Source organism: Nocardia asteroides (assembly GCF_021183625.1).
GTDB classification, from domain to species: domain Bacteria; phylum Actinomycetota; class Actinomycetes; order Mycobacteriales; family Mycobacteriaceae; genus Nocardia; species Nocardia asteroides_A.
Window position 1 is genome coordinate 2,652,857 of record NZ_CP089214.1, and the last position, 13,353, is coordinate 2,666,209.

General features: G+C 72.7%; 13 protein-coding genes. 6 read left to right on the forward strand and 7 right to left on the reverse strand.

Annotated elements, in window-relative coordinates:
* Nucleotides 1–33: 33 nt before the first annotated feature.
* Complete coding sequence (locus LTT61_RS12875; RefSeq protein ID WP_233020166.1) at nucleotides 34–1,422, reverse strand: cation:dicarboxylate symporter family transporter; 1,389 nt, start codon at nucleotides 1,420–1,422, stop codon at nucleotides 34–36.
* Nucleotides 1,423–1,605: 183 nt separating this feature from the next.
* Between LTT61_RS12875 and LTT61_RS12880 the strand changes: the two genes are divergently transcribed.
* Complete coding sequence (locus LTT61_RS12880; protein ID WP_233020167.1) at nucleotides 1,606–3,120, forward strand: sensor histidine kinase; 1,515 nt, start codon at nucleotides 1,606–1,608, stop codon at nucleotides 3,118–3,120.
* A complete protein-coding gene (locus LTT61_RS12885) occupies nucleotides 3,117–3,809 on the forward strand; it encodes a response regulator (RefSeq protein ID WP_233020168.1) in 693 nt (230 codons plus the stop codon). The genes LTT61_RS12880 and LTT61_RS12885 overlap by 4 nt, the downstream gene beginning before the upstream one ends.
* Before the next feature lie 3 nt (nucleotides 3,810–3,812).
* Here the strand turns inward: LTT61_RS12885 and LTT61_RS12890 are convergent, their stop codons facing one another.
* The 3 genes from LTT61_RS12890 to rfbD are packed head-to-tail and all read right to left on the reverse strand — an operon-like array spanning nucleotide 3,813 to nucleotide 6,728.
* Nucleotides 3,813–4,892: a sugar phosphate nucleotidyltransferase gene (locus LTT61_RS12890; protein WP_233020169.1), complete on the reverse strand. Its 1,080-nt coding sequence runs from the start codon at nucleotides 4,890–4,892 to the stop codon at nucleotides 3,813–3,815.
* A gap of 22 nt (nucleotides 4,893–4,914) precedes the next feature.
* Entirely contained in the window at nucleotides 4,915–5,808 is an 894-nt protein-coding gene (locus LTT61_RS12895; protein WP_233020170.1) for a glycosyltransferase family 2 protein, read from the reverse strand.
* Nucleotides 5,809–5,819: 11 nt separating this feature from the next.
* A complete protein-coding gene (gene rfbD, locus LTT61_RS12900; protein ID WP_233020171.1) occupies nucleotides 5,820–6,728 on the reverse strand; it encodes a dTDP-4-dehydrorhamnose reductase in 909 nt (302 codons plus the stop codon).
* A gap of 398 nt (nucleotides 6,729–7,126) precedes the next feature.
* Here rfbD and LTT61_RS12905 point away from each other — a divergent pair, with 398 nt between their 5' ends.
* The 3 genes from LTT61_RS12905 to LTT61_RS12915 all read left to right on the forward strand — a co-directional run bounded on the left by LTT61_RS12905 (nucleotide 7,127) and on the right by LTT61_RS12915 (nucleotide 10,720).
* Nucleotides 7,127–8,584 (forward strand): LCP family protein, encoded by a 1,458-nt coding sequence (locus tag LTT61_RS12905; RefSeq protein ID WP_420094809.1) that lies wholly within the window; start codon nucleotides 7,127–7,129, stop codon nucleotides 8,582–8,584.
* Nucleotides 8,584–9,294 carry a TIGR03089 family protein gene (locus LTT61_RS12910; RefSeq protein WP_233020172.1) on the forward strand — a complete coding sequence of 237 codons (711 nt, stop codon included), beginning with the start codon at nucleotides 8,584–8,586 and terminating at the stop codon, nucleotides 9,292–9,294. Before LTT61_RS12905 ends, LTT61_RS12910 begins: the two co-directional genes overlap by 1 nt.
* 115 nt (nucleotides 9,295–9,409) lie before the next feature.
* Nucleotides 9,410–10,720: a cytochrome P450 gene (locus LTT61_RS12915; protein ID WP_233020173.1), complete on the forward strand. Its 1,311-nt coding sequence runs from the start codon at nucleotides 9,410–9,412 to the stop codon at nucleotides 10,718–10,720.
* On the opposite strand, the gene LTT61_RS12920 is transcribed toward LTT61_RS12915, so the two are convergent.
* Nucleotides 10,713–12,320 (reverse strand): carboxylesterase/lipase family protein, encoded by a 1,608-nt coding sequence (locus tag LTT61_RS12920; RefSeq protein ID WP_233020175.1) that lies wholly within the window; start codon nucleotides 12,318–12,320, stop codon nucleotides 10,713–10,715. The genes LTT61_RS12915 and LTT61_RS12920 overlap by 8 nt on opposite strands.
* A 113-nt stretch (nucleotides 12,321–12,433) precedes the next feature.
* Between LTT61_RS12920 and LTT61_RS12925 the strand changes: the two genes are divergently transcribed.
* A complete protein-coding gene (locus tag LTT61_RS12925) occupies nucleotides 12,434–12,652 on the forward strand; it encodes an FmdB family zinc ribbon protein (RefSeq protein ID WP_233020176.1) in 219 nt (72 codons plus the stop codon).
* Nucleotides 12,653–12,657: 5 nt separating this feature from the next.
* On the opposite strand, the gene LTT61_RS12930 is transcribed toward LTT61_RS12925, so the two are convergent.
* Both LTT61_RS12930 and LTT61_RS12935 read right to left on the reverse strand, forming a co-directional pair.
* Nucleotides 12,658–12,939 carry a SelT/SelW/SelH family protein gene (locus tag LTT61_RS12930; RefSeq protein WP_233020177.1) on the reverse strand — a complete coding sequence of 94 codons (282 nt, stop codon included), beginning with the start codon at nucleotides 12,937–12,939 and terminating at the stop codon, nucleotides 12,658–12,660.
* Between the two features lie 11 nt (nucleotides 12,940–12,950).
* Nucleotides 12,951–13,331 (reverse strand): YchJ family protein, encoded by a 381-nt coding sequence (locus LTT61_RS12935; RefSeq protein ID WP_233020178.1) that lies wholly within the window; start codon nucleotides 13,329–13,331, stop codon nucleotides 12,951–12,953.
* Between the last annotated feature and the right edge of the window lie 22 nt (nucleotides 13,332–13,353).

Below are 13,353 nucleotides of genomic sequence, written 5' to 3' on the forward strand. Positions count from 1 at the left end.
CTTGTGTCCCGGCCGCGAACCCGGGGCTGCCGATCAGGCGGTGACCAGATCCTTCTGGGCGGCCGGGGCCGGCTCGGCTCGGTCGCCGTGGTCGTCGTCGAGCATGGTCTGCTCGTCGAACGGGATCTTGCGGTCGAGCACCTCGCTCACCCTGGCCTTGTCGATGGTGCCGGTCCAGGTGCCGATCAGCACGGTCGCGACGGCATTACCGGAGAAGTTGGTGAGCGCCCGCGCCTCGGACATGAAGCGGTCGATGCCGACGATCAGCCCGACGCCGTCGAGCAGGTCCGGGCGGTGGCTCTGCAGCCCGCCCGCCAGCGTCGCCAGCCCCGCGCCGGTGACCCCGGCGGCGCCCTTGGAGGCGACGATCATGAACACCAGCAGCCCGAGCTGCTCGGTCAGCGTGAGCGGCTGGCCCATGGCGTCGGCGATGAAGATCGAGGCCATGGTCAGGTAGATGGCGGTGCCGTCCAGGTTGAAGGAGTAGCCGGTCGGCACGACGACGCCGACGGTGGTGCGCTCGACGCCGAGGTGGTCCAGCTTGGCGATCAGCCGCGGCAGCGCCGACTCCGAGGACGAGGTGGCGACGATGAGCAGGTACTCGCGGGCCAGGTAGCGGCAGAGCTTGAAGATGTTGACCCGGGAGACGCTCCACATCAGCGTGCCGAGGACGCCGAAGACGAAGACCAGGCAGGTGAGGTAGAAGGCGATCATCAGCGTGGCCAGCTGCAGCACCGCGTCCAGCCCGGTCCGCCCGACCACGTTGGCGATGGCGCCGAAGGCCCCGATCGGGGCCAGCCAGAGGATCATCGAGAGGATCCGGAAGACCAGCTTCTGCAGCACCCCGACGGCGCGCAGCACCGGCTCGCCCGCGCTGCCCATGGCCTGCACCGCGAACCCGACCAGCAGCGCAACGAAGAGCGCCTGCAGCACGCTGCCCTCGGTGAGCGCGGAGAGCAGGCTGGTCGGGATGATGCCCTGGATGAACTCGACGGTGCCGCCGCCCGCGTGCGCCTGGTCGGCGTACTGCGCGCCCGCTCCCGAGTCCTGGCCGAGGTTCATGCCGCTGCCCGGGTCGAGCAGGTTGCCGACCACGAGGCCGATGCCGAGCGCCACCGTCGACATGGCGAGGAAGTAGCCGATCGCCAGGCCGCCGACCTTGCCGACGGTGGCCGCCTTCCGCACCGAGCCGATGCCGAGCACGATGGTGCAGAAGATCACCGGCGCGATCATCATCTTGATCAGGTTCACGAACATGGTGCCGAGCGGGCCGAGCGCCTTGCCGGTGCCCGGCGCGAGCCAGCCGACCAGGATGCCGCCGGCGACGGCGACGATGACCGCGAGGTAGAGCCAGTGCGTGCGGTCGCGGCGGGCCGGTTGGCCCTCGGTCTCCGGGACCGGAGGCTGCGTGGTGTCGCTCATTGCGATGTTCCTTCTGTCGGTGCCCCCGCGATGACGACCGATGCCGCCCGTTTGCTCAGAATGTTCCCTGCCAGTGACGTGGGTCACTGTTTGGTGCATTACGTTCAGGTGGTGCGGTTTTCCAGCGGACAACAACGAAACAAAGGGAACAGAACGGGCTTCTCCCTGGCCGGGCAGGCCTTCGTGCTGCAGCTCGCGGTGGTCGCGCTGATCGTGGCCGCGGGCGCGGTGCTCGCCGTCGTCGACGCCAGGCACGACAGCGACTCCGCCACCGCGCAGGAGGTGGTGGACGTCGCGGTGAGCCTGGCCCGCTCCCCCGGGCTGGTCGACGCGGTGCGCTCGGCGGAGCCGACGCTGCGGCTGCAGCCCGTCACCGAGCAGATCCGGCGCGAGACCGGGATGGACTTCATCGTGGTCATGGCCCCGGACCGCACCCGCTACACGCACACCGACCCGGAGCGGATCGGCCAGGCCTTCACCGGCACCATCGACCGCGCGCTGGCGGGCCAGACCTTCACCGAGACCTTCACCGGGACGCTCGGCCCCTCCATCCGCGCGGTCACGCCGGTGTACGACGGCGACACCGTGGTCGCGCTGGTCTCCGCCGGGGTCACCAGGGCGCGGATCGGCGACGAGGTGGGCGCGCAGCTGAGCTCGATCCTCGCCGTCGCGATCGCCGGGCTCGCCACCGCGGCGGGCGGCTCGTTCCTGATCGGGCGCAGGCTGCGCAGGCAGACGCACGGCCTCGGCCCCGCCGAGCTGCGCGCCATGTACGAGCACCACGACGCCGTGCTGCACTCGGTGCACGAGGGGCTGGTGGTCTTCGATGCCGACGGCCGCGCCGACGTGGTGAACGACGAGGCGCGCAGGCTGCTCGACCTCCCGGCGGGGCCGGTGCTCCGCGACGACCTGCCGGTCTCGCTGCGCCGCACCGGAAGCGGCGAGGTGCGCGACGAGACGCACGTCACCGAGGACCGGGTGCTGCTGGTCAACCAGGACGTGGTGACCTGGGCCGGCCGCCCGATCGGCACCGTGATGACGATCCGCGACCACACCGAATTGCGCACCGTGCTCGGCGAACTGGACTCGGTGCGGAACTTCGCGGAGTCGCTGCGCGCGCAGGCGCACGAGGCGGCGAACCGGCTGCACACCGTGGTCACCATGGTGGAGCTCGGCCGCTACCGGGAGGCGGTGGAGTTCGCCACCGCCGAGCTGGAGCTCTCGCAGGCGCTGGTGGATCGGATGCTCACGGCCGTTGGCGATCCCGCGCTGGCGGCGCTGCTGCTCGGCAAGGTGAACCAGGCGGCCGAGCGCTCGGTGGAGCTGACGGTGAGCGACGAGACCGCGCTGGAGACCGTCGAGCCGCTCTCCGCGCACGAGGGCGTGACGCTGGTCGGCAACCTGGTGGACAATGCCATAGACGCTGCCGCTGCCTCCTCCGACCGCTGGGTGGAGGTGACGATCGGGCGGCACGACGAGGCACTGGAGGTCCGGGTGACGGACAGCGGGCCCGGCATGTCGGCCGAGCTGTTCGCGCGGGCCGCCGAGCGCGGGTACACCACCAAGAGCGACCACCACGGGATCGGTCTCGCCCTGGTGCATCGTCTGGTGTCGCGGCACGGTGGCACAATCCGGACCGACCGGGTACCAGGGAGCGCCGTGGTGGTGACGATTCCGCGAAAGGATCAGCCGGAGTGATCAGAGTTCTGATCGTCGAGGACGAACCGCTCATCGCGGAGGCGCACCGCGCCTACGTCGAGCGGCTCACCGGATTCACCGCGGTCCGGGTCGCGCACACCGCGCGCGAGGGGATGCGGGCCGTCGCCGAGGCGTCGGCGAACGACGCCCCCATCGACCTGGTGCTGATGGATATCGGCCTCCCCGACGCCAGCGGCCTCGACCTGGCCACCGCCATGGCCGGGCTGACCCCGCGCCCCGACGTCATCGCCATCACCTCGGCCCGCGACCTCACCATGGTCCGCACCGCCGTGGCCTCCGGCGTCGTCCTCTACCTGTTGAAACCTTTCACCTTCGCCGCCTTCCGCGACAAACTCGAGCGCTACCGCGAATTCCGGCACGCCCTCCCCGAAGGCCAGTCCGCCGCCACCCAGCAGGAGATCGACCGCGCCTTCGGCATCCTCCGCACCAGCGATCAGCGCGCCACCACCCCGAAGGGGTTCGCCCCCCAGACCCTCCGCGAGATCTCGGAGGCGGTCCGCACCACCCCCCAGGGGGTGACCGCCACCGAAACCGCCTCCACGGTGGGCGTCTCCCGCATCACAGCCTGGCGCTACCTGGAGAAACTGGCCGACGACGGCCTGGTGGACCGCAGATCGGATTACGGCAAGGCGGGCCGCCCGAAGAGCCGCTACATCTGGAAGGCGTGACCGTCAGACGTCGGTGCTGAACCTGATCCCGCCGTCCGGGATCACGACGCCCGGCCACACCCGGGCACCGCGGAGCAGCTCGCATCGGGCGCCGACATGCGCCCCGTCGCCGATGACGCCGTCGCGGATCAGGGCGCGCGGCCCGATCCGAGCGCCGAACCCGATGATGGTCCGCTCCACGGTCGCCCCGGCTTCGACGATCGCGCCGTCGAAGACGATCGCCCCGTCCAGCCGGGCGCCCGCCCCGATCTCGGCACCGCGCCCGACCACGGAACCACCGATGAGCAGCGCACCCGGCGCGATCCCGGCCCCGGGGAGCACCAGCGACTCCCCCCGCTGACCCGGCAGCGCGGGCGAGGGCGCGATCCCGCGAACGAGATCGGCGGACCCCCGCACGAAGTCCTCCGGGGTGCCCATGTCCCGCCAGTACGACGAGTCCACGTGCCCCTGGACCCGAGCCCCCTCGGCGAGCAGCGCGGGAAAGACCTCACGCTCCACCGAGACCGGCCGCCCGTCCGGGATCTTCTCGATGTACTCCCGCCGGAACACGTAGCACCCGGCGTTGATCTGATCGGTCGGCGGATCCTGCGTCTTCTCCAGGAACGCCTGCACCCGCCCTTCATCGTCGGTCGGCACGCACCCGAACGCCCGCGGGTCGCTCACCCGGACGAGGTGCAGCGTGACGTCGGCACCGGTGGTGTGGTGCGTCCGCAACACCTCGCGCAGGTCGGTGCCGCCGAGCACGTCGCCGTTGAACACCACGACGGTGTCGGCGCGCAGCTTGGGCAGCACGTTCCTGATGCCGCCGCCGGTGCCGAGCGGCTCGCTCTCGTAGACGTACTCGATCTCCAGCCCCAGCTCGGAGCCGTCACCGAAGTGATCGGAGAAGACCTCGGCCTTGAAGGAGGTGCCGAGCACCACGTGCGTGATGCCCGCCGCCTTGATCCTGGCCAGCAGGTGCGTCAGGAACGGCAGCCCGGCCGTCGGCAGCATCGGCTTGGGGGCGGAGAGCGTGAGCGGCCGCAGCCGGGTGCCCTTTCCGCCGACCAGGATGACCGCGTCGGTACCTTCGTTGCCTGCCATCAGCTCCCCTGTCGAGAGTTTCCTAGCGCTCGCGGCCTTGCGCGCGCAGCGCAGATCGAACCGCAATCCGGGAGCGGACCGCAAGTCCGGCGCGCAGAGCGAGCCGCAAAGGCAGCTGCCACCAGTGCGGATGCCGGTCCGCCTGGAAGCGGTAGGCGCTGGCGTGGTGCGCGGGCAGCATGAGCTCGGGGTGCTTGCCCGCCGCGTGCCCCTTGGCATGGGTGACCTCGGCGGACGGCACGAAGACGTTGTGCCAGCCCGCCTTGCCGATGCGGTCGCCGAAGTCGACGTCCTCCATGTACATGAAGTACCTGGAGTCGAACCCGGAGATGCTGTCGAAGGCGGCGCGCCGGACCAACAGGCAGGAGCCGGAGAGCCAGCCGACGGTGCGCTCGGAGATCTCCTCGTTCTCCCGGCGGTACCGGCGGGTCCAGGGGTTGCCCTTCCAGACGGCGCCGAGGATGGCGTGGCCCGCGCCGTCGGCCAGGCCGGGCACCCGGCGCGCGGAGGGGTAGACGCTGCCGTCCGGCTCGCGGACCATCGGCCCGAGCGCGCCCGCGCGCGGCCAGCGCCGCGCGGCGGCGAGCAGCTCGTCGATGGACCCGGTGCCCCAGCGGATGTCCGGGTTGGCGATCACCACGAACTCGACCGAGGGGTCGATCTGGGCGACGGCCATATTGATGGCACCGCCGTAGCCGATGTTGCCGCCGGTGCGCAGCAGCCGCACCTGCGCGTTCGCCTCGGCGGCGAGTTCGGGTGCGCCATCGGTCGAGCCGTTGTCGGCCAGGATGACCTGTGGTTTCTCATCGGTCGCTGTGGCGAGGGTGGTGATGAAGTGCTCGAGGTGCTCGCCCGGTGAATAGGTCACCGTGACGACCACGAGCCCACCGGGGGCAGCGGATTCGGTTGCGCTCACGGCGGCTCAGCCTAGTCGCCGGTGGCCGCGCCCGCGCCCGCCCCGGCTCTGGCGAGCGCCGCGCGCAGCGCGACCTGCCATTCCCGCAGCGGCGTGAGCCGCGCCTCGGCCCAGGAGCGGGGGGAGAGCACCGAATAGGGCGGACGCCGTGCGGGTCTCGGGAAGGCCGCGGTGTCGACCGGCCGCACCCGCTCCGGGTCGGCGCCCGCGGCGGCGAAGACCGCGCGGGCCAGGTCGAACCAGCTGGCCTGCCCGGTGTTGGTGGCGTGCAGCAGCCGGGGCGCCTCCGGGCGCCCGGCCAGCTCCAGCAGCCCGGCGGCCAGGTCGGCGGCGAAGGTCGGGCTGCCGATCTGGTCGGCGACCACGTCGACGGTGTCGCGCTCGCGCTCCAGCCGGAGCATGGTGCTGACGAAGTCGGCGCCGCAGGCGGAGTAGACCCAGGCGGTGCGCACCACGTGCGCGCGGGCGGTGCTCGCCAGCACGGCCCGCTCCCCCGCCAGCTTGGAGCGGCCGTAGACGGTGACCGGGTCGGGGGTGTCGGTGGTGTCGTACGGCACGGTGTCGCCGGAGGCCGAGCGGGTACCTGAGAAGACGTAGTCGGTCGAGAGATGAACCAGCCTCGCCCCCGCCCGGGCACAGGCCGCGGCGAGCACCTCCGGTCCCGTCCCGTTGCCCGCGAAGGCGGCCGCGGCGTCGGTCTCGGCGGCGTCCACCGCGGTGTAGGCGGCACAGTTCAGCACGACGGCACCCGGCTCCAGCGCGGCCGACACCGCGTCCGGATCCCGGATGTCGAGTTCGTGCCTGCTGTACCCGCGCGCGTGCGGGGCGAGCCGGAGCAGCTCGCGGCCGAGCTGCCCGTTCGCCCCGGTCACGATCAGGGGGGTGCGGGTGGTGGCGGCTGCTTCCTGCACGTCGGTCACGGCGGCCAGTGTGGCACGCCGGGCTGGCGTGGCTCGGCGGCGTGCCGGTTGCCGTTGGTTAGCCTGATGGTCTCCCGACCGGCGCGCGAACGGCCGGGGCACGGGGAGCGCTCGCCGTACGGAAGACTTGCCGGTAGCGAGCACTGCGCTCGATTGGTGGAGAGGACGCACAGGTGCCGCAGCGCGGGTACGACGAGCAGGAACCGGGCCGCGACCCGCGCGCGTCCGGGCAGCGCGCGCCACGGCCCGCTTCCGAGCGGCGGCCGTGGCCGGAGCGGAAGCCACGCTCGGAGCGGCCGGAGCGAGCGGAGAAGCAGCCACGGCCGCAGCGGAAGCCGCGAGCGGAGCGGAAGCCGCGAGCGGAGCGGCGGCGCAGGCCGGTGCGGCCCCCGGCGCCCATCGCGGAGGAGAAGCCGCGGCCCGCCATCTTCGGCCCGGTGCGGGTGCTGGTCGCGCTGGTCGCGGTGGCCACCTTCGCGATCACCGGTTACGGCTGGCACGGCGTCGATTCCCTGGTCTCCGACATCGAACGGATCGACAATCTCTCGCTCGGCGGCGGCCGGGACGGCGCGGTCGACATCCTGCTGGTCGGGGTGGACAGCCGCACCGACGCGCACGGCGACCCGCTCTCCGACGACGAGCGCGCCATGCTGCACGCCGGTGACGAGGTCGGCACCAACACCGACACCATCGTGCTGATCCGGGTGCCGAACGACGGCAGCTCGGCGACCGCGATCTCGATCCCGCGCGACTCCTACGTCGACATCCCCGAGTTCGGCAAGGGCAAGATCAACTCGGCGTACGGCGCGACCAAGGAGACCGAGCGGCTGGAGCTGCTGAACCAGGGCGTCTCCGAGTCCGCCGCCGAGGACCGCTCCACCCAGGCCGGGCGCAAGGCGCTGATCTCCTCGGTCGCGAACCTCACCGGTATCACCGTCGACCACTACGCCGAGGTGAGCCTGCTCGGTTTCGTGCTGCTCACCGACGCGGTCGGCGGCGTCGAGGTCTGCCTGACCAACGCCGTGGACGAGTGGATGTCCGGCGCCGACTTCCCGGCGGGCGTGCAGAAGCTGGACGGGCCGCAGGCGCTCAGCTTCGTCCGGCAGCGGCACGACCTGCCGCGCGGCGACCTGGACCGGATCGTGCGCCAGCAGGTGTTCATGGCGCAGCTGGTGAGCCAGATGCTGAGCGCGGGCACGCTCGGCAACCCGGGGCGGCTACAGCAGCTCAGCGATGCCGTCGGGCGCACCGTCGTGCTGGACGAGGACTGGGACGTACTCGCCTTCCTGCGCCAGCTGCGCGACCTCTCGGCCGGGCAGGTGCGGTTCGAGACCATCCCGGTGGCCGACCTGAACGGCATGACCGCCTACGGCGAGGCGGTGGTGAAGGTGGAGCCGAAGACGGTGAAGAAGTACGTGGCCTCGCTCGTCGGCGAGCAGGGCGCGGGGGAGCCCGCGGTGCTGCCCGCCGCGGTCACGGTGGACGTCTACAACTCCTCCGGCGTGGCCGGGCTGGCCGGGCAGGTCTCGGAGGCGCTCACCGGCAAGGGGTTCCGCCCCGGCGAGATCGGCAACTGGACCGGGGAGACGGCGCTCGCCAGCACGGTCGTCGCCGCGGACGCGGACGACCCGAAGGCCGCCGCCGTCGCGGAGGCGCTCGGCGGGCTCCCGGTGCGCGCCGACGCGGCGGTGCTGCCCGGTGCGATCGGCGTGGTGCTGGCGAGCGACTACTCTGGTCCCGGCTCGTCCGCTGCCGGGGTGTTCGACTTCTCGGAGACGGCGGCGGCGACCGCGACGCCCGTGCCACCCGCCCCTCCGATCGCCGCAGGGAACACCGGACCGAAATGCGTGAACTGATGCGAGACGCCCTTACCCTCACCGAGGCCCTGCTCGACCCGGTGCTGGCCCGCGAGCCGGCCGCGCCGCGGGTCACCTGGTACGACGACGCGACCGGCGCCCGGATCGAGCTCTCCGGGCTGACGCTGGCCAACTGGGCGGCCAAGACCGCCAACCTGATCCGCGACGAGTTCGGCCTGGCGCCGGGCGCGCGGGTCGCGGTGCTGCTGCCCGCGCACTGGCAGACCGCGGCGGTGCTGCTCGGTTGCTGGTGGGCCGGGGTCGAGGTGGTGCTGCGCCCGGACCCGGACGCCGACCTGGCGCTGGTCACCGCGCAGCGGCTCGCCGACGCGGACGGCGTGCCCGAGGTGGCCGCGCTCTCGCTGGACGCGCTCGGGGCGCCGGTGCGCGACCTGCCGATCGGGGTCACCGATTTCGCCACCTCCGTGCGGGTGCACGGCGACCAGTTCCTCCCCGGCGGGCTCGGCACCGCGCTGGACGGGCTGACCGTGGCCGAGGTGCTGGCCGAGGCGCGCGGCTCCGCGCGCAGGCAGGGCTTCGCCGAGGGCGACCGGGTGCTCTCCAGCACCCCGTGGGAGACGCCGGCCGAGCTCATCGACGGTTTCCTCGCGGTGCTGGCGGCGGGGGCCTCGCTGGTGCAGGTGGTCAACCCGGACCCGGCGCAGCAGGAGCGGCGAGCCGAGGCCGAGCGGGTCACCGCTCGCCGCTGACCCGCCGCTCTCCGCCCCCGGTAGGAGAGCGCGGTCCGCCTCGGGCACGTTCCGCGCCCTGGCCGGCTCTCGTACGGTGGAGATCACCACGTCGAGGTGATTGCGAGGTCGCACCATGAAGCCCCAGTACTGGTTCCGGTGGCTCTCCGAGCACGGGGTGCCGCGCTACGCGCTGCGCGCCGCGGCGAAGCAGGGCGACCGCTTCGCCGAGCTGGTCGGCGGCCCCACCGGGGTCAGCGACCCCTACCCGCTGATCGAGCGGATGCGCGGCGACGGCCCGCTGCAGCGCACCCGGATCGCCTGGGCCAGCTTCGACCACGACGTGGTGCGCGGCATCCTGCGCGACAGCCGGTTCGGCGTGCGCAACCCCGTCGGGCTCACCACGCCACGGGCGCTGCAGTGGATCAAGGACGCGGCGCACGTGCCGGCGAATCCGGTGGAGCCGCCCTCCATGCTGGTCATCGACCCGCCGGAGCACACCCGGATGCGCAAGCCGGTGGCGTCGGCCTTCACCCCGCGCGCGGTGCGCAGGCTCGGCGACCGGGTGGAGAAGGTCACCGTCGAGCTGCTCGACGCGCTGCCCGACGACGGCCGCACCGACCTGATCGCGAGCTTCGCCTCCCGGGTGCCGATCGCCATCATCTCCGAGATGCTCGGCTTCCCCGACTCCGATCAGGATCTCTTCCTGGAGTGGGGCGACCGGATGACCCCGCTGCTCGACATCGGCATCTCCTGGCGCGACTACCGCAGCGCGTTCGGCGCCATGACCGTCATGGACGACTACCTCTCCGCGCATATCGGGAAGCTGCGCGCCGATCCCGGTGACGACATCCTGAGCACCCTGGTGAGCACGAGCGGCCTGGACGACTACGCGCTCGCCGCCACCGCCAGCCTGCTCATGGGCGCCGGCTTCGAGACCACGGTGAACCTGATCGGCAACGGCGTGGTGCAGCTGGCGACCCACCCGGAGCAGCTGGCCAGGCTGCGCGCCGAACCGGAGCTGTGGCCGAACGCCATCGAGGAGATCCTGCGCATCGACCCGCCGGTGCAGACCACCGCGCGCACCGCGCTGGAGGACGTCGAGGTCGGCGGGGTGCAGCTGCGCGCGGGCGCCACCGTCGTCGTCTCACTGGCGGGCGCCAACCGCGACCCGGCGGTCTTCACCGACCCGGATCGCTTCGACGTCGGCCGGGAGAACGCGCGCGAGCACCTGACCTTCAGCAACGGCATCCACGTCTGCCTCGGCGCGAGCCTGGCCCGGATGGAGGGCGTCTTCGCGCTGCGCTCGCTCTTCGAGCGCTTCCCCGACCTCGCGCTGGACGGCGCGCTGCGGCACCGGCAGCTCTACACCCTGCACGGGTACCGGGCGCTGCCGGTGCGGCTCGGGCACCGCGCGCCGCGCGAGGTGCCGCAGCCGGTCAGCTGAAGCCGACCGCCTGCGGCCCCCACGCGGTGTGGAACGGGCCGTCCGGGTCGTCGACCATGCGGTCGATGGCGTCGATGAGCAGCGTCGGCCTGGTCTCCGGGCGGTAGGGCGGCCAGTGCTTGGAGCCGTCGAGCGCGGCCGGGACTCCGTGCTCGGCGAAGGCCGTCCAGCGTCGCATCATCCGGCCGGAGACCGCCTGCGCCGCGCGCCTGCCGCCGAGCCAGAAGGTCGGGTCGTGGTCGAAGGTGCCGAAATTGCCGAAGACGTACGGCAGCTCGGTGGCGTGGCCCGCCCCGACCCGGGCCGCGCGGAGCATCGGGGTGGCGTGGTCGAAGCGGTAGACGAAGGTCGGCGAGTGCTGCGCGTGGCCGTCCGCCACCCAGCGCGCGGGCATCCGGAAGGCGGCGTCGGTGGAGATGGCGAGCGCGCCGCGGGCCGTCGCGATGTCCGGGTAGGCGGCGGTGATCTCGGCCAGCCGCTCGGGGCCGAGGTCGGGGTGGCCGGCGGAGATGTCGCGCAGCATGGCGTTCACCGCGTCCGGGGTCACCGGCATGATCGGCGAGCGGAAGAGCCGGAACAGCGAGGACTCGTCCCGGTTGCTGCCGATCACCAGCGGCACCCGCAGCGACTCCCCGCCCGCGAAGCGCTCCACCGGGTAGCCGGGCAGCAGCGTGCCGTCCACGACGGGGGCGGCGGCCAGCCTGCCCGGCTCGGCGACCGGCACCTCGTCGAAGAGTGTCCCCGCCACCTGTGCGAGCCGCTGGATGGGCAGCTCGGTGAGCTCGGCGGCCCGGCCGGCGGGCAGCTCCAGCAGCTCGAGGAAGCGGTGCGCCACCTTGGCCGCGCGCTCCTGCCCGAAGACCGTCGTCGCGGGCGGGCTCTGCGCGATGGCCTTGTGGAAGAGGCCGTCCGCGCGCGGGGAGGTGAGCAGGGCGGTGACGCAGCCGGCGCCGGATGACTCGCCGAAGAGCGTGACATTGCCCGGGTCGCCGCCGAACTCGGCGATGTTCGCGCGCACCCACTCCAGCGCGGCGATCTGGTCGTGCAGCCCCAGGTTCGGGACGAAGCCGGCGCCGAGCGCGGAGAGGTCGAGGAAGCCGAGCACGCCGACCCGGTAGTTCACCGTGACCACCACGACGTCACCGGATTCGGCCAGCCTGCGGCCGTCGTAGATCTCCTGGGCCGCGGTGCCGAGGCAGTACGCGCCGCCGTGCAGCCACACCATGACCGGGCGCGGCGGGGCGTCCCGGCGCGGGACGCGGGGCGCGAAGACATTGAGCCAGAGGCAGTTCTCGCCCATGCGCAGCTTGCCCGCGACCGGGACCATGGGGCCCATGGCCTGCGGCGCCACGTCGCCGACCTCGGTGCAGGGGCGCTCCCCCGACCACGGCTCCGGCGGGCGGGGCGCGCGGAAGCGGTCCGCCCCGGTCACCGGTGCGCCGTACGGGATGCCGCGCCAGACGGCGACGGGTCCGGCGGTGGTGCCGCGGACCGCGCCGTAGCGGGTACGGGCGACGGGCTCGGCGGGCGGATGGTCGACGGTGGCCTCGAAGGCACCGGCGGCCGCGTACTCCGGGCCGGTCTCGATCTCCATTGTCATGTTCTGTACCTCCTGACCTGCGCCGATCACCGAAAAAGCATGATCGTCCCTTCGAGGGTACGTCCGGAGGTGAGATCGAAACGGTTACTCGCGCCACCCGTTACCCTTGCGCTATGCCGAGTTACCAGTTCCGCTGCCGCAGCTGTGGGGACACCTTCGAGGTCTCGCGCCCGATGGCGCGCTCCGGCGATCCGGCCGAGTGCCCGGCCGGGCACGGCGATACGGTCAAGCTGCTCACCACCTTCGGGACCGTCGGGGCGTCGAGCGCGCCCGCGCCGATGCCGGCCGCGCCGAGCGGCGGCGGGTGCTGCGGCGGTGGCTGCTGCCGGTAGCCGGGTCAGGAGGTCCGGTCGCGGTCCAGGTGGCCGAGATCACGGTCCGGCGCGACCCGATCGCGTACCCGCTGCTTGAGCTGTGCCACGTCCGGGAAGCCGCCGTCGGCCTTGCGCTCCCAGATCTGCTCGGCGTCCACCGTGATCCGGAAGATTCCGCCGGTGCCTGGTACCAGCGCGACCTCGTCCAGGTCGGTGCCGAAGGTGTTCAGGAGTTCCTGCGCCATCCAGGCCGCGCGCAGCAGCCAGCGGCACTGGGTGCAGTACTCGATCGCCACGCGCGCCATGCCGGCCGACGCTACCCGACCTCGCCGTCCAGGTAGTGCCAGGCGCCGTCCACCCGCGCGAACCGGCTGACCTCGCGCAGCACGTGGCTGCCGTCCGGATCGCGGTGGTGCGCCGCGAATTCGACCACGCCCTCGTCGTCGAACGGGCCGCCGCGCTCGGTGCGCACGATCTCCAGGAAGCGCCAGCGGGTCTTTGGGTCGAGGTCGATCGAGTCCGGCCTGGTGCGCGGGTGCCAGGAGCGCAGCAGGTAGGCGGCGTCGCCGACGGCGAAGGCGGTGTAGCGGGAGCGCATGAGCGCCGCCGCGGTCGGGGCCGCGCGCTCGCCGGCCAGCACCGGGCCGCAGCACTCGTCGTACGCCTCGCCGCGCCCGCACGGGCATCGCCTCGCCATGCGGGTCATCGTCGCACGGCGG